Here is a 19001-nt window from a genome sequence, read left to right as displayed (position 1 = left end):
CGCCGATCGTCGGAATCGCGTCAGGTCCTTCGCCCTGCCCAGAGATTCCAGGTAAATGCCCTTTTTCCTCCGCATCCTCCTTTCCATCGCCCTGTTCACGGTATCGTTGCCGGCCTGGGCGCAGCAGACAACCCCAGCCGATCTCACACGCCAGATTGCCGAGGCCGAGGAAGCGCTGCGCAGCGTCGATTCCGCTCTTGATGGAGCGGCCGATGCCAAGGATCGGGCAGAGCTGCGCACCAAGGCGCTGACAGCCCAGCAATCGGTTCGTTCGTCCGAAGCGCAGTTGACCGATCAGCTCGCGCTGGTCGACGCCCGCATCGCCGGCCTTGGCCCCGTGGCCGAAGGCACTTCCGAAGCACCTGACATCCAGCGGCAGCGTCAGCGCCTCGGCCGTGATCGCACACGGCTGGACGCGGCGATCAAGCGCAGCCGTCTTGCCGAAGTGGAAGCGCAGCAGCTCGTCGACGAGATCGATCGCAGCCAGGCGGAGCAGTTGAACCAGACGCTATCGACGCGCGTACACTCTCCGCTGGCGCCCGCGTTCTGGAGCGCGCTGTTCGCATCGATGCCGCGGGACCTGCGCCGGATCGACGTTTTCGTGACGCAGGGCTTCGCGCAGATACGCCAACAATGGCACGGCGGCCTGCCCTGGCAGGCGCTGGCCGGCGTGGCGCTGGCCTTCGCGCTTCTGTTCCCGCTGCGGGTAACGGGCCGTCGGCTCGGCCAGCGCTATCTGATCGGCACGGCTCCGGGCCACCGCGTGCGACGTTCCGTCTACGCGGTCTGGCGGGTTCTTGTCGGTACCGTCTGTCCGCTGCTCGCCGCCTTTGCGCTGGTCCAGGGTTTCCGCTGGGCAGGCCTGTTCCCCGCGCGCTGGGATGAGCTTCTGGACGGCTTCATCGCCGCGAGCACGTTCACAGCTTTCATCGGCGCGCTTGCAGGCGCCCTGCTGATGCTTCGGCAGCCCTCGTGGCGCATCGCGCCACTGACGGACGAGACGGTCCGGCGCCTTCACCCCATGATCCTGCTGCTGGCGGGCATTTCCTTCGCCAGCATCCTCCTGGATTCGTTCAACGCCGCAGTCCGCGCCAGCCGAACCGCCATCGCCGCATGGCAGATGATCGAAGCGATGGTTCACCTGGTCTGGGTGGGGGCATTCCTGCTGCTTCTTGCTCGCCTGCGCGCGAGTCACGCAGCGCGGGAGGACGACCAGAAGCCTGCCGCCGGTGCCGGCATCGCACTGGCGACGCTGGTGACATGGGTCCTTGTGATCGCCGCGCTTGTGGCCCTCGCCGTGGGCTATGTCGGGCTCAGCCTGTTCGTGGCGCGCCTGATGATCTGGGTGACGATCCTGGGAGCAGCGCTTTACCTGCTGCTGGGCACCGCCGATGATGTCGCCACCACGCTGTTCAACCGCGACAGCCCATTGGGCGAAACCCTGACGCGCAGCGTTGGCCTTCGCCCCAGCCTGATCGACCAGTTCGGGGTTCTCGTATCGGGAGCGCTGCGGATCATGCTGGTGCTTGCCGCGCTTGGCCTGCTGATGACGCCGTTTGGAGGGAACGGCGGTTTCGGCACCCTTTTCGGAAGCCTTGGCACCTTTGCGCGCGGGATCGAAATCGGCGGCGTGTCCATCTCGCCCGGCGCGATCATTCGGGCTCTGGTCGTGCTTGCCATCGGCCTTTCGCTGGTGCGCGCCTTCTCAGGCTGGCTGGAGAGGCGCTACCTTCCGGTGACGGACCTCGACGGATCGGCGCGCAACTCCGCCGGGCTTGTCGCCCGGTATGTGGGCATCGCGCTGGCCATCATCTGGACGCTGGCTTCGCTGGGCATCGGCGTGGAGAAGATCGCGCTGCTGCTTTCGGCGCTGTCGGTCGGCATCGGCTTCGGCCTTCAGGCCATCACCCAGAACTTCGTCTCCGGCCTGATCCTGCTGGCCGAACGCCCGATCAAGATCGGGGACTGGGTGCGCGTGGGCACGGACGAGGGCGACGTCAAGCGGATCAGCGTGCGCTCAACCGAGATCACCCTGGCCGATCATTCCACGCTGATCGTCCCGAATTCCGAGCTGATCACCAAGTCGGTGCTGAACAAGACGCTGTCGAGCCCACTCGGACGGATCCAGATCCAGTTCTCCGTCCTGCTCGGCACCGAGGTGGACAAGGTGCTGGGGATCGTCCTGAGCGCCTTCGCCGAGGAAACCGCCGTACTCGACGATCCCGCCCCGTCCGCCTTTGTCGATTCGATCGCCGACGGCCGTATCCTCTTCAACTGCTTCGCCCATGTCGGCTCGCCGCGCGACGTGTACGGCGCCCGCAGCCGTGTCTTCCTCACGCTGCTGCGCCAGTTCGCCGCCAACGATATCGACATCGGCACCGTGCCGCAGAAGCTGGAGCTTCTCGCCGATCATGCGCTTCCGGCAGTGATGCCGCGGCAGAAGAACGAAGACCCGGGCGAGCCCTCGCCATCCCAACCTTGAGGTTGCCCTTGCCATAATGCGGTGCGATAGGGGGCGCGGGTGTCCGCTCCTTAGGGACGGGCAGGTTCTTGCGATGGTCGGGCCGCCATCGCCGCAGACCCGTGCCCGGAGCCTTCATGATGCCACCCCGCCGCAAATACGTGAGCGCCCTTCGTCGTTTCCTGACCGGGCAATCCTCGGCCGGACTGGTCCTCATGGCTGCGGCAGCGCTCGCGCTGGTAGTCGCCAACTCACCCTTGGCCCATGACTACGAGGCGCTGTTCCACGCCCAACTCGGGCCCTTGTCGCTCCACCAGTGGATCAATGACGGCCTCATGGCGGTGTTCTTCCTGCTCGTTGGGCTCGAAATCAAGCGCGAGGTCATGGACGGACAGCTTTCAAGCTGGCCGCGGCGGGTCCTTCCCGGAATCGCAGCGGCAGGCGGCATGGCGATCCCCGCGCTGATCTACGTGACCTTCAACCCCGGCCCCGGGATCGAAGGCTGGGCCATCCCGTCTGCCACCGATATCGCCTTTGCGCTTGGCGTCATCGCCCTGCTGGGAAGCCGGGTTCCGGTGTCGCTGCGGGTGTTCCTGACCGCGCTCGCGATCATCGACGATCTTGGGGCGGTCATCATCATCGCGCTCTTCTACACCAGTAAACTTTCCTGGCCCGACCTGGCGGGCGCAGCAGTCGCCGTCGCCCTGCTTTTCGCCATGAACCGAATGCGCGTGTACAGGCTCCTGCCCTATCTCGTGGTCGGCGCCATCCTCTGGGTGCTTGTCCTGCGCTCGGGCATCCATGCGACGCTTGCCGGTGTGATCCTTGCTTTCGCGATCCCGCTGCAGGGTACGCCCGGCCGTCCGGACGCGGAGAGCGAGAGCCCGTTGCACCGGCTTGAACATGCCCTGCACCTGCCCGTGGGCTTCCTCGTGGTTCCCATCTTCGGCTTTGCGAACGCAGGCGTTCCATTCCTGAACCTCTCGGCCGAAGCCCTTGTCGCACCAGTGACACTCGGCGTCGCGCTTGGTCTGCTCCTTGGCAAGCCGGTAGGCGTCATGGGATTTTCCATGCTGGCGATCCGTTTGGGAGTGGCGGACATGCCCGCCCATGCCGGACGGTTGCAGATGCTCGGCGCGTCACTCCTGTGCGGGATCGGCTTCACCATGAGCCTGTTCATAACGCTGCTCGCCTTTCCCGCTTCGCCGCTTCTGCAGGCGGAGGCGAAACTCGGCATCCTGGCTGGCTCGCTGGTTTCGGGATTGCTGGGCTACGGTCTCCTGCGCGTATCCCGCCGGGACGAGCCCGTCACCCCGAGCCGCTGAGCACGATCCGGGCCCGGTCCGCATCGTGACCCATTGGGCTGGCAAGTTGTTGGACATACGCGCTTCATAGTGCACTATCCGCTGAGCCGATCGCTGAAAGAGGCATATCGAGATGCGCAATATCCAGATGAGGATGGCGGACGGGCGCGTCCAGAACGTCGTCGACAGCGGCACTTACAAGGGCTGCAGGTGAAATCGGGATGCGCGTCGCCGTATTTGGAGTACGCAGTTACGACAGGCAGTTCCTGACCGCCGCGAACGCGCGGCACAGTCACGACCTGCTGCTGATCGATGCCGGGCTTTCCCCCCTCACCGTCTCCCTCGCCGCGGGGTGCGAGGGCATCTGCGTGTTCGTCAACGACAGTCTCGATGAACCGGTGATCGAAGGACTGGCGGGGCTGGGCGTGAAGATCGTGGCCTTGCGCTGCGCCGGTTACAACAACGTCGATCTCGCCGCAGCGGCGCGGGCCGGTATCGCTGTGACACGCGTCCCCGCCTACTCGCCGCACGCCGTCGCCGAATTCACCGTCGGCCTGCTCCTTGCCCTCGATCGCAAGATCCACCGGGCATGGTCGCGCGTGCGCGAGAACAACTATGCGCTCGACGGCCTGGTGGGGCGCAACCTGCACGGCCGCCTGGTCGGCGTTGTCGGCACGGGGCAGATCGGCGCCCTCGTAGCAAAGACGCTGCGGGCCGGCTTCGGGTGCGAGGTTCTGGCGAGCGATCCGGTGGCGGACCCGCAACTGGAAGCCATCGGCGTGCGCTATACCTCTCCGGAGGTTCTCCTGCGCGAGGCAGAGATCGTCACCCTTCACTGCCCGCTTACGCCCGAGACCCGCCACATCGTCAACGCCCGCTCAATGGCGGAAGCGCAGCCCGGCCTCGTGCTCGTCAACACCAGCCGCGGCGCGCTCATCGATACCCGCGCCCTGATAGACGCGCTAAAGAGCCGAAAGGTCGGCGGCGTTGCCCTCGACGTTTACGAGCAGGAAGCCGGCATTTTCTTTGATGACCTTTCAAGCGAAATCATCGACGACGACGTCCTGCAACGGCTCCTGACCTTTCCGAACGTGCTTGTCACCGGGCACCAGGCCTTCCTCACCGAAGAGGCCCTGACGGCCATCGCCGAGACAACTCTGACGAGCCTGTCGGATTTTGAAGCCGGGCGCCCTCTCGTCAATGCCGTGGTGGTGCCTTCGGCAGGGTGATCCTCGTCTGGTCCGCACGAAATTCGTGCTGCCGCTCCCGGAATTTGCGCTAGTGTGGTAATGCGTCGCAAACTGCAAGGACGCAAGGACCAAGGGAGCCTGCCATGAATGCCAAGTACTTCGCCCCGCTGCTCGCGCTTTGCGCTTTCTCCACTGCGCAGGCCCACGAGGTGTGGATCGAACGCGATGGCACAGGGCCGGCCCGGATCTATCTTGGCGAACCCGCCATGGCATTGCCGGAAGGCGGCGACCCGGAGTTCGAGAACCTGAAGGCTCCTCGGCTGCTGGGTGGCGGCAAGGCTGCCCTGGTTCGCAAGGCGGGCTACCTTGAAGTTGCGGCACCCGCCGGAGATGTTCGCGCGCAGGATGACGCCGTCTTCAAGCCCTGGGGCGCGGACGACAAGAAAGAAGGCATCGTCTACTATGCCCGCGCCGGCCGGGCCGAGCCGCGCGCAGTGATGCCCTTCGAGATCGCGCCGGTTACCGCGGGCGGCAATACGTTTACCCTCGTGCGCGATGGCAAGCCGGTGGCCGGCGCCGACGTGACGGTCATCTCGCCGGAAAAGTGGTCCAAGACGTTCAAGACGGGCCATGACGGCACTCTCACTGTCCCTATGCTGGGCAAAGGCCGTTATCTGCTGACGGCCTCGCACAAGGAGGAAGGCAGCTTCGACACGTCGCTGGGCAAGGTGGCGGTGCTCTACCGCACGGCGACGACGACCTTCGTCGCGGAGTGACCGTGAACGGCAGCGCCACCGCCGGGCGCTGCCGCAACCCGACCATCCTCGAGGCGTTCTCGGCGTGAAGGGAACTGTCTCATGATCACTGTCCACCACCTCGAGAACTCGCGTTCGCAGCGCGTCCTGTGGCTGCTGGAAGAGCTTGGCCTGCCTTACGAGGTCAGGCGTTACGAGCGGAATAAGGCGACGATGCTGGCGCCGCCAGAACTGCGGGCGGTTCACCCTCTCGGCAAATCGCCCGTCATTGTCGACGACGAGGACGGTGTTTCGCGGACAGTGGCCGAGACCGGCGCCATAATCGAGTACCTGGTCGACAAGGCAGGCAAGGCACTGCGTCCCGCCGGCGATGTCGAGAAAGCGCTGCGGTACCGGTACTTCATGCACTACGCTGAAGGCTCGCTCATGCCGCCGCTGCTGATCAAGCTCGTGCTCGGCCGCGTTCCGCTTTTCGGCCGGAGCGCCCAGAAGCGCATCCAGCCGATGATCGATGTCCATCTCGATTTCGTGGAAAGCGAACTCGCATCGCGTCCCTGGTTCGCAGGCGAAACATTCAGCGCCGCGGACGTGATGATGAGTTTTCCCCTTGAGGCCGCGCGCGGCCGTGCGGGCCTGGACCGGTCACGACCTGCGACGATCGAATGGCTGGCGAAAATCCATGCCCGGCCTGCGTACCAGGCCGCACTCGCCAGGGGCGGCCCTTACAGCTACGCCTGACGCGTACCGGCTTATGGCAGGCGCAGATGCTCTGCCAGAAAGTCGAGGAACGCCCGGATGCGCGAGGCAAGGCGCTGGTGTCCCACGTACAGCGCATGAATTTCCTCGTGATCGCCGGGATTGAAGGGGCTGAGGATCTCCACCAGCCTGCCCGCGGCGAGGTCGGCGCCGACATGGAAATGGCCGAGCCGGGCAATGCCGCCTCCCGCGACTGCCATGAGGCGAACGACCTCGCCCGAGTTGCCGAGAAAGGCGGCTTCGATGGGCCGCTGCGCGATCGCCTCGTCGATCCGGAACGGCCAGGTGTCGATGGATCGCCGGAAGCTGAACTGCAGGCAGGCATGGCTCGCCAGGTCGCGCGGGTGGACAGGTTCGCCATGTTCGCGAAGGTAAGAAGGCGCGGCGACCACCGCCATGGCACTGCGGCCCAGCTTCTTCGCCTTGAGCCCGGTATCGCGTAGCGGCCCGATGCGGATCGCAACGTCGGCCTTTTCCTCCACCAGATCGACCAGCGTGTCCGAAAGGGCGAGATTGATGGTCACCTGCGGATGAAGCGCGCGGAACGCGGGGAGAATGGGTATGAGGCACTGGGTCCCGAACGGGACTGACGCGTTTATCCGCAAAGGACCGCGGGGCGCATCGCCGGCCTCCGCTAAGCCCCGCTCCGCCGCGTCGATCTCGGCGACAAGCCCGGCCACGCGCTCGCGGTAGAGTTCCCCTTCCGCCGTCAGCGCAAGTGCCCGCGTGGTGCGCGACACGAGTTGCGCACCGAGGCGTGCCTCCAGGCGCGAGATCCCGCGGCTTACCGCCGATGGCGTCAGCCGCAGCGCCTTGGCGGCACCTGCAAAGCTGCCGTTCTGCGCGACCGCCAGGAATATCTGCATCTCACCAAAACGATTGTCCATTATCGATCCGTGATTTCGACTCAGTTCTAAGATGCCCGCATCATCCCTGTTCATCAATCGGTGGCACCTCTAAATCTCCGGTTCGTTATCAGGAAAGGACCACTTCCATGGATCTGAAGCTTACGGGCAAGACTGCTCTCGTCACCGGCTCCACTGCTGGCATCGGTCTTGCCATAGCCGAGCGCCTTGCTGCGGAAGGCGTCGAAGTCATCGTATCCGGCCGCAATCAGGGGAAGCTCGATGCCGCAGCGGCAAGGGTGGGAGCCCTCGGCAAAGTACGCGGAGTCCTCGCCGATGCGGCTACCGCTGAAGGCGCGCAGGCCCTGATCGCCGCCGCGCCTGAAGTCGACATCCTCGTCAACAACCTCGGCAGTTACGAAGCCAAACCCTTCGTAGAAATCACCGACGAGGACTGGCACCGCTTCTTCGAAGTCAACGTCGTCAGCGGCGCACGCCTGGCACGGCACTATTTCCCGCGGATGCTTGCGAACGACTGGGGCCGCGTCATCTTCATCGCCAGCGAGAGCGCACTCGTGATCCCGGGTGAGATGGTCCACTACGGCATGACCAAGACGGCGCAGCTCGCCATCGCACGCGGCCTTGCCGAACAGACCCGGGGTACGGGTGTCACCGTCAACTCGGTGCTGCCAGGCCCCACGCGCTCGGAAGGGATCGTCGACTTCATCCGCTCCGTCGTCGACAACAAGGACGCACCGGAGGCCGAACGCGAGGCCGAGTTCTTCGCCAAGCTGCGCCCGCTCTCGCTCATCCGCCGCCTTATCGAGGCAGATGAGATCGCGGCACAAGTGGCCCTTCTGGCCAGCCCCCTCGGCGCCATCACCAACGGCGCCTCGATCCGGGTGGAAGGCGGCATCGTCCCGACCATCGCCTGATGCCGGGTCGGGGCGGTAAATGGAGACGTTGCTCCGCCCCGACCTTCGCCTCGTCGCAGATATTTGCGCAAATCGTTTGCAAGCGGGCGTCGATTGATAAAGGACGCAAACCACCATTTACGGAGGTTCCCTTGGTCGGGTCGCTGTCCAACCGCATCGTAATGCTCTGTGGTATCCTGTGTCTGCTGCTGGTCGTCTCGGCGGCTCTCCTGCTGGAAACCGCTTCGCAGACGCACGACAGCCTCACCTGGGTGACACATTCGGGAGAGGTCACGCAGACGGCGAACGCCACTCTGCAGCACCTCCAGCAAGCCGAATCGGGTCAGCGCGGGTTCACCCTGACCCGCAATCCGGAGTTCGGCGAAGCCGTTCAAACGGAGCTTGCCGCAGCACAGCGCGCCGCGAACGAATTGATGATCCGCACGGCTGACAACCCGGCCCAGAATGCAAGGGCCGCGCATATACGCACCCTCGTCTCGCAACGGGTCAATGAGCTGGAAGGCAATGCGCGGCTTGCCCGTGCCGGGGATTTCTCAGGCGCGCAGGCCAGCGTCGCAACCGGGCGCGGCCGATATCTGATGCAGATGGTCGATGCTCGGGTGGACGACTTCCTCAACGAAGAAAGCGCCCTTGCGGCCCAGCGCACCCACCTCGTCGAACGGCGTGTCAGCCAGAGCCGCTGGCTAGTCCTGGTGGCCACACCCGTGATGATCGTCTTCATCGTCTACATGGCGGTGGCGCTGATCCGCCGTATCCGCACACCGGTGGACAGGATGATGGCGGTGATGGAACGGCTGGGCTCGGGTGAGCGGAACGCCCGGATTGATGGCGCCATGAACTCCGACGAGTTCGAGCGCCTCGCAAACGGCCTCAACGCCATGGCCGGTGAACTCGAGCACGCCGTGGCCGACCAGATCGACAGCGAGGAGCGCCTTCGCATCGCCAATCTGGAGCTGAGCGAGAACAGCGAAGTGCTGCGCGAACGCGGCGAGGTGATCGAGCTGCTCGGCGGCATGGCCCACCGCATGCAGGCGGCGCGGACCGACGAGGAGCTCGCCTCGATCATTCGCGTTTTCGTGCCGCGCGTCCTGCCCGAGATCCCGGGGGCGCTCTACGCTCACAACAATTCCCGCAACCTGCTCGTCCCGATTGCTGCATGGGGTGGCCTTGAGGTCGCCAGTGCGGGGTTCGCTCCCGACCAGTGCTGGGCGCTTCGCCGGGGACAGAGCCACTTCGTGGTGGAGCCCGGTTCCGACATCGTCTGCGCTCATGCCGTGCACGGAAACGATGCGGCTCACCACTACCATTGCGAGCCGCTGCTGGCCGGTGGCGAGGTGATCGGCGTGCTTTACCTGAGGGGCGTGGTCGGTGCCGAAAACCGCTTCCGCCTGACCGTCCTCACCGAAAACATCGCATCGGCTCTCGTGAACCACCGGCTTCAGCGCGGTCTGCGCGAGCAGACCATCCGCGACCCGCTGACCGGGCTGTTCAACCGGCGCTACATGGAAGAAACGCTGGCCCTGGAGATCGCCCGGGCCTCGCGGTCGAAAAGTCCACTCAGCCTGGTGATGTGCGACGTCGACCACTTCAAGCGGTTCAACGATGAATTCGGACACGATGCCGGTGACGCGGTCCTGCAGGCCGTCGCCGCGGAAATGCGCGGTCGCTTCCGCGACGGGGACGTGATCTGCCGCTTCGGCGGCGAGGAGTTCACGATCATCGCTCCCGGAACTTCGGCGCGAACGCTGGCCCACCGGGTGGAGATCGTTCGCCAGGGGATCGGCGAGCTGATGGTCCAGCAGGGCGGACGGACGCTGGGGTCGCTAACGATGTCCTTCGGCATTGCCACGTGGGAGGAAGCCATGGAGCGGGACGGCTCCACTCTCATCAAGGCCGCCGATGCCGCGCTGTACCGAGCCAAGCGCGAAGGCCGCAACCGCGTGATCCTCGATGCGCGGTCCGAGGCTTTGCCGGATACGCAGCCTGAAATATGATCAAGAACTTGCGATCTGATTGGATACTGCACATATTGCATCCGAAAGGATCGTCATGGCTACCGCATTCCTTGCTCCCGCGCCCGATCGCAAGAACCTGACAGGCCCTGCCCTGCGGACCTTCTTCCGCATTGCGGATGCGTGGGGCCTCAAAGAGCAGGAACAAATGCGGCTGCTCGGACTGGATAGCCGTTCGACCTTCCAGTCCTGGAAACGCGGTGCGGTATCGGCGATCCCCAAGGATGCTCTTGAGCGCATTTCATATGTCCTGGGCATCTACAAGGGCCTGCAGATCCTGTTGCCCAAAACGGCGGACGAATGGGTTCGCAGGCCTAACGCCCATCCGCTTTTTGGCGGCCGGTCGGCGCTGGACCGCATGACATCGGGCAACGTCGCGGACCTTTTCGTAGTGCGTCAGTACATAGATGCCCAGCGCGGCTGATCGGCCGCGGTCGATGGATATCCCGCTGTCGTCCGTTCGATGGAGGCCATGCTACCGCATCGTGCCAACCCGGTTCCCGCCCGTCTCCGTGTTCGACGACGTTGCTGATCCCGCCGATCTCGAGGCGGTCTTCCTGCTCGAGGCAATGACCAACGACCGGCTCCGCGAGGAAGCTGGCGACCTCTCGCTCGTCCCGCCGGAGGAGCGCGTTTCAGGGCCGGGCTCTACCCCGGTCATGGCTGCGTTCACCCATCTCAATCCTGGAGGCGACCGCTTTACCGATGGCAGCTTCGGCGTCTTCTACGCTGCCCGGTCGATTGACACTGCCCTTGCCGAGACGAAGTTTCACCGCTCGCGGTTCATGGCCTGGACCCGCGAGCCCGGGCAGGAACTGGACATGCGGGTCTACGCGGTGAATCTGGATGCCCGCATGCATGACATCCGCCGACTGCGGGATGCTCTCCCCGACGTCTACGATCCAGACAGCTACGGAAGTTCGCAAGCGCTCGCCCTGAAGCTGCGCGCCAAACGCTCCGACGGGATCGTCTACGGCAGCGTGCGCCATGAAGGCGGCGAATGCGCGGCGGTGTTCCGGCCGCGACTGTTGTCGAACTGCCGACAGGAACGGCACTTGTGCTACGTCTGGAACGGAGAGGCGATCACCACCGTCTACGAGAAACGCGCCTTCGAAGGACCGAACCTCGCCTAGCTTTGCTGGCGAAGCTGGTCCTCGAGATAGTCGACCAGCGGCTGCTCGAACTGCGGGTTGATGGCGAGGAAATGACGCCGCCGATCCTGCTCGTCGGGCAGGCGGCACAGCACGCCCTCATCCACGAGGCGGCGTACAAGCCGAAGGGCGGTGCTCATGGGTGCGCCCGAGGCAATGCAGGCGCTCGACACGGAAACGCGCCGCCCTTCTATCTTCGCAAGGTGCAGGTCGAGCAGCATGGCCCAGGCCGGATCGCCAAACAGCTCTCCGCCGCCGATCTCGCGACGCTTCGTCTCCTTGCGCAGCAAGTCGCGAATGAAGCTGTTGAGCGGGCGTGGGTCTGCGGCATCCTTGGGAGCGGGTTGGGGAACAGCACCGGACCGATCTGTCTCCGCCGCCGACCTGTCTGCTTCGTGCGACAGCGCAAACCGTACCGGATCGTCCATCAGTTGGGCGATCCGCTGCAATTCCTCGCTCAGGTCGGAAATCCTGTCGAGCAGGATACGCCGCGCGCCGGGCGCCGCGGGCACGCCTTCTATCCGCTGCAAGGCCCGGCGCAGGTCCACCCGACTGATCGGCTTTTCCAGAAAGTCGATCGCCGAAGCCCGCATAGCGTCGATGGCCACGTCCTTGGTGGCATAGCCCGTCGCCATGATGAAGCGCAGCTGGCGGCCGTCCGCCTCCGCCCTTTGCGCCATCTGCTGGATCAGCGTGATGCCATCGAGCCCGGGAAGGTTGTAGTCCACGATGGCAATCGAGATGCCATGGTCGGAAAAGAGGCTTAGCGCTTCCGCAGCCGTCGACGCCACGAAGGGCTCGTACCCCATCTGGCGAAGACTGAAGGCACACTCCGCGCCCCAGTCCGCATCGTCGTCCACGATGAGGACGGGTTCTATCTGCTGGAAGTAGCCTGCCTCGATGGCCTTCGGGATTTCCGAAGGCGTAGGCCCCGGAACATGCGAGGCAAAGGCGCCGGACGCGCCTTCGTCACTGTCCGGACCGTTCGGCCCCAGTATCGACCCCAGTCTCGTTCGCCAGTTCTTCGGCATGCACCATCCCGCCTGTTTATCGTTAGCGAATGCCTTATCACATTCCCGGCAAGTAATGCTGCATGGCTACGAAGACATTTGCAACAGCTACGATGGCTGAAGTGTCCGTTCTTCGCGACATTGCCCCTGCCCTGTGGCTCGCAGCCAACAGGAACAGCGCGAACGCGAGCTGCGTTGTTATCGCGTTCGCGCTCGCGATGACCAAATCCCATGACACTGGCGGCCAGCGACTTGATCTGCCAACCGGTGAAGGTGCGCGCGCTAAGCCTGGATATCCATGAAAAGTCGTGCACTTGATTGTTCGGCTTTCGTCAATCAATCAAGAGACGAGAGCCTATCGTCGCCGTGGTGCAGCGATCAGCCGCGAGCTGGTCTGTGCGAAAAAGTGCGGGAGGATTGCAGCATAACGCCGTTCCATTTGTCCGAGCGCACGTCAAAGCTGCTGGAGGATGGCACGCGCCTCTATCCGGTGGCCATGGCTCTTTGCGCGGCAGTCCTGGGCCTTACAGCGCCTCAGGCGCCAGGTGCCGGCGTTCTGGGCGCAGCTGCGGCCGGGGCTCTCTTCGTGCTGGACAGTGCTTTCCTTGTCCTCTGCGTCGGCGCGGTTCTGACGACCGGGCTCTTCCTGGTGCCCGATGCCCAGACATCGACCGCTTACTGGCTGGACCTTCTCATCGTCCTGGCGGCTGCCGCAATGCCGCGCCGTTTTGCGCCTGCACTGCTTCAGGCCTCCCGCTGGTCGTGGTTGGCCGCGATGGTGACCGGCAGCATCGCCCTGAGCCTCTACTTCACCCTGCCCAGCCCCTTCGAGCATGCGGCGCTCGCTTTGGCCTGTATCTGCGCTGCCTTCATCGGAGCAGGCATCACCCGTCACCTTGCGGTCGTGGACGCCCGGTTGCTGGCGTGGGGTGACCGGGGCCTCTCGGAAGTAACCCGAGACCTGCTGCTGGGCCGCATCACAAGCGGCATGCTGCATGATCTGGCACAGCCGCTGAACGTAATCTCGATGGCGAACGCCAACATGGACTACATCATCTCCCATCTGGAGATCGATGACGAGAACAGACACCAGCTAGAGGAGCGCGTGAAGCGCATCGCAGGCCATACCGAAGGCGCTGCGGGGATTCTCAGCCTGTTCCGCTGGTTCGGGCGTGACGGTGGTGACGGCGATGCCACGCTGACGGTTCGCAGTTCGCTGGAACGTGCGCTCGCAGCAACCAGGTCGAATGTGCGCCACCAGGGCGTAACGATCAGACTTCAAGGCGATGCGCTCGACTGGCCGGTGCCGGAGCAGCATGGAGCCTTGGAAATGATGGCGGTGGCAGCGCTTCTCAGTGCATTTGCCGGCTTCGTCTCGAAACGTGGAGAGAAGCTGGCGGGAGACGTGATCCTGCAAGCCACGACGACGCCCGCCCACATCGTGATCACGGTCGAGTGCACCGACGAGGACGGGCGCCCCCTTCCAAGCCGCCGCATCGACGAAGCCACGCTCTGGCTTGTAGAACAGGTCGCCCGTCAGGCCTCGAGCCAATTCCGGTGTCTTGTGCGTGACAGTCGGCCGGCCCGCTTCATCATCAGGCTGGGCCGCACCGATATCTGACTTATCATCTGCCCGAGCCGCCCGAGAAGTGAAGCGGCAGTTCCAGCTCGACCCTGGCACCCTCCCCCTCCCCTGCAACGAGCCGTACGGTCCCGCCTGCTCTTTCCAGCGCCTCCCTGCAGATCCGCAAGCCCAGCCCCGTGCCGGTCTGCGGCTTCGTCGTGAAAAACGGCTCGAACAGCAAAGCGGCAGTTGCATCGGTCAGCCCTGCACCATTGTCGGAGACTTCGCATCGGACCGTCCCGTCCTCCACCTTGATGTCCACCAAGATACGAGGAGCGCCCTGCCAGCCTTCCTGCTGCCTCAATTCGATGCTTTCCGCCGCGTTGCGCAGTATGTTGACGAAGACCTGCTCGGCCTCGATCTGGCACATGCCCACAGTGGCGACCATGTCGGTTCCATGCTCCTGGACTGCGATCTCGGCCGCTTCGAGAACGGGTTCCATGAACTCAATCGCCTGGCGCGCGGCGATGCCGAGGTCGGCAGTGGATTCGTCTCTGCTTCGACCTGATGCATAAGCCAGCGTGCGGTCGATGATCGTTTGAGCCCGTTGCACCTGCTCGGCGATGCGTTCGATTGCCCTTTCAAGCTGAGATCGGGAAAGCTCAGGGTGAGCTAGCATCAGGCGCATGTTCTCGTTCGCCATGGCGATCGAGAACAAGGGCTGACGCAGTTCGTGAACAAGCGCGGAAGATCGTTCCCCAAGGTCCGCGAGGCGGGACCTGGTGGCAAGCGCCTCCAGCAATTGCTTGGCATGTGGAACATCGAAGTCGCTGCAGGTCGCGGACAGCGGGGCGCCGAAATCGAAGTTCGCCGGTATACTGCCGTTCAAGTCGTCGCTCCCAACTTATGCGATCTCATTCGGCTTCATGGCAACGGTGCCGCCTGTGCTGCGGGCTCTTCAGTTTCACCCATCATGTTGCGCAGCATGGCAATCAGCACCTGCGGTCGTACGGGTTTGGTGAGGACATGATGTTCCGGCATTGGAAGTGAGGGATCTCTGGAAAGGGGATCGCCCGAAATGAACAGGTACTGGAAAGGCCGGGCCCGAAGGTCCGGGCTCTGCTCTATGCGATCGATGATCGACAGCCCGGATTCGCGCCCCAGCCGCACATCGCAGGCGAGCACGTCGATGGCCGGATTGTCTATGAGGGCCTGCATCGCCTGATCGAGATCGGCTACACCGATAGCGGGAATGTGGTGAATATCCATAAAGGTAAGCAGTTCCTCAAGAATCGCGCTGACATCGTCGACGAGGAGAACCCGTGCTTCTTTGTTATCCATGCCACCCTCCTCTGGCCGGAAACGCGAGCGGCTTTGGACAAGCGTTTACGCAGCGGCAGGAGAACCCCGTCGATATCGAGGCCCCGACCTTCGTGAATCCAAACTGCAAGACTGCCGCCCATGCGTTGGCCTTCGCTGCCCACCTTCGGCAAAGGTATGTATCGCAAACGGCTTTCGACTGCTGCCAGGACTAAGTCCGCTCCGGCTGTTTCACTTTGTTCATGTGCAATTTGACCTTCCGCAGTTCCGCTGACGTCATGGCCTACTGCGCTTGCCATGGTGTGCACCGAGATCATCGGTCGCATATATGCCGTTTGACGATCCTTATACCCGTAGCGCTACGGCGAAGGAGGGACGGAAGGCGTGGCCGCAGGACTGATATTCAGGCCGTCCGAGTCCAGCCGCACATCCAGAGGCACGCCTTCGACCTTCGTGCTGAGCACTGCCTGCCCGTCCTCTATACGGACGTGGCTATCCTGGCCCACCGGGATGTCGCTGACTTCGGGTACATCCAGCGGCTGCACCGGTCCTTGTGGATTGGCCGGTCTTGCAGGAGGCGGCGATCTTTCGCCCAGCGCCGAGCGCATGAAATCACGCCATATCCGCGCAGGCACGGTGCCGCCGGAAATGCCCCGAAGCGGCGAATTATCGTCGTTCCCGACCCACACGCCCACCACCAGATCGCCCGAGTAGCCGACGAACAGCGCATCGCGATTTTCCTGGCTGGTGCCGGTCTTCCCGAAGTTGGGTCCGCGCAACATGGCGCCTCGCCCTGTCCCGCGGTTGATCGTGGCGCGCAGCATCTCCTCGATTGCTGCATGATTGCGCGAGGAAAGGCTGCGCTTTCCGTCGAGCAGCCAGTCGAACCATCCCGCTTCCGGAACCGGAAAGGCGCGCGGTGCAACCGGGAAGCTGTTTGCAGCAACGCCTGCATAGGCCGCAGTCAGTTCCAGCAAGGTCATGCTTGCCGTTCCCAAGGCGAGGCTTGGATCGCCTGCAGGCAGGGGCGCCTTGATGCCAAATCGCCGGGCGACGTCGATCACTGCCTCATCCCCAACCTGCGAGAAAAGGCGCACAGCCGCGACGTTGCTCGATCGCGCGAACGCTTCTCGCAGCGTGATCACGGGCGAATAAACCCCGCCCGCGTTCTGGGGGCGGTAGGAGCCAGTTTCGATCGGCGTATTGGCGATGGTATCATCCGGAGACATGCCGGATTTCAGCGCTGCAAGATAGACAAAGAGCTTGAAAGTGGATCCAGGCTGACGCCGCGCCTGCGTCACGCGGTTGAAGGGGCTTTCGGAATAGTCCTTCCCGCCTACCATCGCCACGACTTCACCATTTCGACGCATCGCGACCAGGGCCACTTGCGCCCTCCCCGCGCCGCCTTGGCGAATGGCACGGTGCGCGGCGGCCTGGAGCCGGGAATCCAGCGTTGTGCGATAGGTCTGGCCGGCGTAGCCAGCTGCTTCGATCTGCCGGGCCTGCGGCAAGGCCCAGTCTGCAAAGTAAGTGCCTGTCGGCAGTTCGCTTCGCTGCCGCACGTCCAGCTTCGGGGTAGCCACTGCCCTGGCTTGCCGCGCCGTCATGTAACCAGCTTCCACCATCGTATGCAGCACCAGCCGCATGCGCTTTTCGGAGGCGGCAAAGTTGTTCGTAGGAGCAAGGCGCGACGGAGCCTTCATGAGCCCGGCCAGCAATGCCCCCTGCCCTGCGGTCAGTTTCTCCGGCTGCCGGTGGAAGTAGTGCATCGAGGCCGCACGCAGACCATACGTGTTGTCGCCGAAGTAGGCATTGGAGAGATACCGCTCGAGGATCTCGTCCTTGGTCAGCCACGCCTCCAGCCAGAACGCGATCAGAAGCTCGCGGGCCTTGCGGCTGAGCGACCGCTCGGCGGTCAGGAACGTGAACTTGGCAAGTTGCTGGGTGATGGTGCTGCCGCCCTGCGTGCTGCGGCCCGTCAGATTGCTCCATGCCGCTCGCGCAATACCCCGGGGATCGATGCCCCAGTGCTGATAGAAGCGTCTGTCCTCGATCGCCAGAAATGCCTCGACCACGTGCGGCGGCAGCCGCGACACGCTGACGGGTGCATCGATGATGGCGCCGTTGCGGGCGATGGGCGTCCCGTCAGCCGCAAGGAGCGTGATTTCCGGCGGTGCGATCGGCTGTAGCGACTTGGAAAGGGGAGCCGTAATCGCAAGGTAGCCGACCGCGCCGATGAACAGGAAGAGAAGGATTGCAATGCCAAGCCGAACCCGTTTCCAGATAGATCGTCTGTCACGGGCAGTGGCGGCAACCACGCCCGGTGCAACGGGTTCTTCCGGTCTTACCGGTTCGGCAATGACATGTCCTGACAGCTCCATGGCTGCCCACAGCTAGACGATTCTTCCGCGCCATGCATCCATGAAGCGCTCTGCCTCCGGATGGCCGTCGATGACAGCCTTTAGATACGGCCTCAGGTCCCAGCCACTGTCGCGTGCTGGGGATAGGGCATGACCAGCGTTCCGTCCGGAGCGGCAGTATAAGTCGTCTGCGTGGGGTATGGTATGGAGATGCCTTCTGCCGCAAAGCGCTTCATAATCGCGACGAGCAGCCGGTCGCGCAGTGGATGGGCGACCCCCCAGTCCTTTCCGGGAACGTCGACAAGCAGGGAGAAGTCCAGCGAGCTTGCGCCGAAGGCTTCAAACCCGGCGCGCGCGGCCTTGCCGCCCTCCGCCTCAACCAGCTCGGTCAGGATCGCGGGAATTCGCGACAGGACCTCTGGCGGCGTCTCGTATGCGACGCCGATCGTGAATGGTAGCCGGATATGATCCCGCCCGCTTACGTTCAGGATTTCCTTGTCCAGCAGGTTCTTGTTGGCAATGATCCTGAGTTCCCCGGTGTAGGCCCGGATACGCGTGGATTTCAGCCCGATGGCCTCGATCGTGCCTGAACTGCTGTCGAAGCTGATTTGATCGCCCTTGCTGAACGGACGATCGAAGATGATCGCCAAAGCCGCGAAAAGGTCCGCGAAGATACCCTGCGCTGCAAGGCCGATAGCGATGCCGCCAACACCCAGGCCCGCGACCAGGCCGGTTACGTTTACACCCAAATTGTCGAGCAGCACCACCGCCGCCACGGCGAACACCACGACACTTACAAGGAGGCGGATCAGCCCCATCGCATTGATGATCGCCTCACCCTGGAAGTGCTCTGCCGAGGTGCGGTGCTCGATGGCACCCAGAATGAACTCCCGCGCCCAGATCGCCCCCTGCACCACTGCTGCGAGCGTGAAGAAGAAGGTGACGAAGCGGTCAAGTGTGGGCGGAGTTTGAGCATACCCATCCACGGCGCGGATCGCGACCATGATGATGAAGTAGTTGGTCGTCTTCGAAACGACGCGGCCGACGATCAATAACCAGTCACCGCGTCCGCGCTCCGGGCTGCACAGCTTCGTTCCAAGCCGCCGCAAGGCATAAAGCGCAATGACGATTGTAACTGCGATCACGCCCGCCACGATAATCTGTAACCAGTATGTCTCGAACCACGAGAGAGTGGAGGCCCATATCTCCTGCATCTGGGCCGAGAAATCCCGGGCAACCTTGCCGGCGGAAGCGGAAACGGAGGATGGTTGGCTTTGGGTAACGCTCATCGCGTAGTCATCGTCCTGCACTGCGCCGCCGGCCTCACCGGCGACAGCT

The 19001-nt window shown here is 63.8% G+C and carries 16 protein-coding genes; 10 read left to right on the top strand and 6 right to left on the bottom strand.

What is annotated here, in order from left to right:
- The first annotated feature begins 55 nt into the window (after positions 1-55).
- The 5 genes from GR702_RS12415 to GR702_RS12395 all read left to right on the top strand — a co-directional run bounded on the left by GR702_RS12415 (position 56) and on the right by GR702_RS12395 (position 6448).
- On the top strand, positions 56-2482 hold the full coding sequence (locus GR702_RS12415) for a DUF3772 domain-containing protein (RefSeq protein WP_160986205.1): 2427 nt from the start codon (positions 56-58) through the stop codon (positions 2480-2482).
- Positions 2483-2598: 116 nt separating this feature from the next.
- Positions 2599-3786 carry a Na+/H+ antiporter NhaA gene (gene nhaA, locus GR702_RS12410; RefSeq protein ID WP_160986204.1) on the top strand — a complete coding sequence of 396 codons (1188 nt, stop codon included), beginning with the start codon at positions 2599-2601 and terminating at the stop codon, positions 3784-3786.
- 200 nt (positions 3787-3986) lie between these two features.
- Positions 3987-4994 (top strand): 2-hydroxyacid dehydrogenase, encoded by a 1008-nt coding sequence (locus tag GR702_RS12405; protein ID WP_160986203.1) that lies wholly within the window; start codon positions 3987-3989, stop codon positions 4992-4994.
- A 104-nt stretch (positions 4995-5098) separates the two neighbouring features.
- The gene (locus GR702_RS12400; protein ID WP_160986202.1) at positions 5099-5731 is read left to right on the top strand and encodes a DUF4198 domain-containing protein; all 633 of its coding nucleotides are present in this window, start codon (positions 5099-5101) and stop codon (positions 5729-5731) included.
- An 81-nt stretch (positions 5732-5812) separates the two neighbouring features.
- Positions 5813-6448, top strand: coding sequence for a glutathione S-transferase family protein (locus GR702_RS12395; protein ID WP_160986201.1), 636 nt, complete (start codon positions 5813-5815; stop codon positions 6446-6448).
- Positions 6449-6459: 11 nt separating this feature from the next.
- On the opposite strand, the gene GR702_RS12390 is transcribed toward GR702_RS12395, so the two are convergent.
- Positions 6460-7353, bottom strand: coding sequence for a LysR substrate-binding domain-containing protein (locus GR702_RS12390; RefSeq protein WP_160986200.1), 894 nt, complete (start codon positions 7351-7353; stop codon positions 6460-6462).
- 107 nt (positions 7354-7460) lie between these two features.
- On the opposite strand from GR702_RS12390, the gene GR702_RS12385 reads away from it, so the two are divergent.
- The 4 genes from GR702_RS12385 to GR702_RS12370 all read left to right on the top strand — a co-directional run bounded on the left by GR702_RS12385 (position 7461) and on the right by GR702_RS12370 (position 11391).
- A complete protein-coding gene (locus GR702_RS12385) occupies positions 7461-8246 on the top strand; it encodes an SDR family NAD(P)-dependent oxidoreductase (protein WP_160986199.1) in 786 nt (261 codons plus the stop codon).
- Positions 8247-8407: 161 nt separating this feature from the next.
- Complete coding sequence (locus tag GR702_RS12380) at positions 8408-10240, top strand: diguanylate cyclase (RefSeq protein ID WP_202408235.1); 1833 nt, start codon at positions 8408-8410, stop codon at positions 10238-10240.
- 55 nt (positions 10241-10295) lie between these two features.
- Positions 10296-10682, top strand: a complete 387-nt coding sequence (locus tag GR702_RS12375; protein WP_160986198.1) for an MbcA/ParS/Xre antitoxin family protein — start codon at positions 10296-10298, stop codon at positions 10680-10682.
- 13 nt (positions 10683-10695) lie between these two features.
- Positions 10696-11391: an RES family NAD+ phosphorylase gene (locus GR702_RS12370; RefSeq protein WP_160986197.1), complete on the top strand. Its 696-nt coding sequence runs from the start codon at positions 10696-10698 to the stop codon at positions 11389-11391.
- On the opposite strand, the gene GR702_RS12365 is transcribed toward GR702_RS12370, so the two are convergent.
- The gene (locus tag GR702_RS12365; RefSeq protein ID WP_160986196.1) at positions 11388-12440 is read right to left on the bottom strand and encodes a response regulator; all 1053 of its coding nucleotides are present in this window, start codon (positions 12438-12440) and stop codon (positions 11388-11390) included. The genes GR702_RS12370 and GR702_RS12365 overlap by 4 nt on opposite strands.
- A 418-nt stretch (positions 12441-12858) precedes the next feature.
- Here GR702_RS12365 and GR702_RS12360 point away from each other — a divergent pair, with 418 nt between their 5' ends.
- Entirely contained in the window at positions 12859-14040 is a 1182-nt protein-coding gene (locus tag GR702_RS12360; protein ID WP_237449690.1) for a sensor histidine kinase, read from the top strand.
- Positions 14041-14044: 4 nt separating this feature from the next.
- Here GR702_RS12360 and GR702_RS12355 read toward each other — a convergent pair whose 3' ends face one another.
- The 4 genes from GR702_RS12355 to GR702_RS12340 form a co-directional block, all read right to left on the bottom strand.
- The gene (locus tag GR702_RS12355; protein ID WP_160986195.1) at positions 14045-14872 is read right to left on the bottom strand and encodes a sensor histidine kinase; all 828 of its coding nucleotides are present in this window, start codon (positions 14870-14872) and stop codon (positions 14045-14047) included.
- Between the two features lie 35 nt (positions 14873-14907).
- Positions 14908-15324 carry a response regulator gene (locus GR702_RS12350; protein ID WP_160986194.1) on the bottom strand — a complete coding sequence of 139 codons (417 nt, stop codon included), beginning with the start codon at positions 15322-15324 and terminating at the stop codon, positions 14908-14910.
- A gap of 338 nt (positions 15325-15662) precedes the next feature.
- The gene (locus GR702_RS12345) at positions 15663-17684 is read right to left on the bottom strand and encodes a transglycosylase domain-containing protein (RefSeq protein WP_160986193.1); all 2022 of its coding nucleotides are present in this window, start codon (positions 17682-17684) and stop codon (positions 15663-15665) included.
- A 92-nt stretch (positions 17685-17776) separates the two neighbouring features.
- Complete coding sequence (locus tag GR702_RS12340; RefSeq protein WP_160986248.1) at positions 17777-18952, bottom strand: mechanosensitive ion channel family protein; 1176 nt, start codon at positions 18950-18952, stop codon at positions 17777-17779.
- Positions 18953-19001: the final 49 nt, after the last annotated feature.

This window comes from Novosphingobium silvae (assembly GCF_009856825.1).
In the GTDB taxonomy this organism is placed as follows: Bacteria; Pseudomonadota; Alphaproteobacteria; order Sphingomonadales; family Sphingomonadaceae; genus Novosphingobium; species Novosphingobium silvae.
This window is presented reverse-complemented; position numbering and strand designations above follow the sequence as displayed.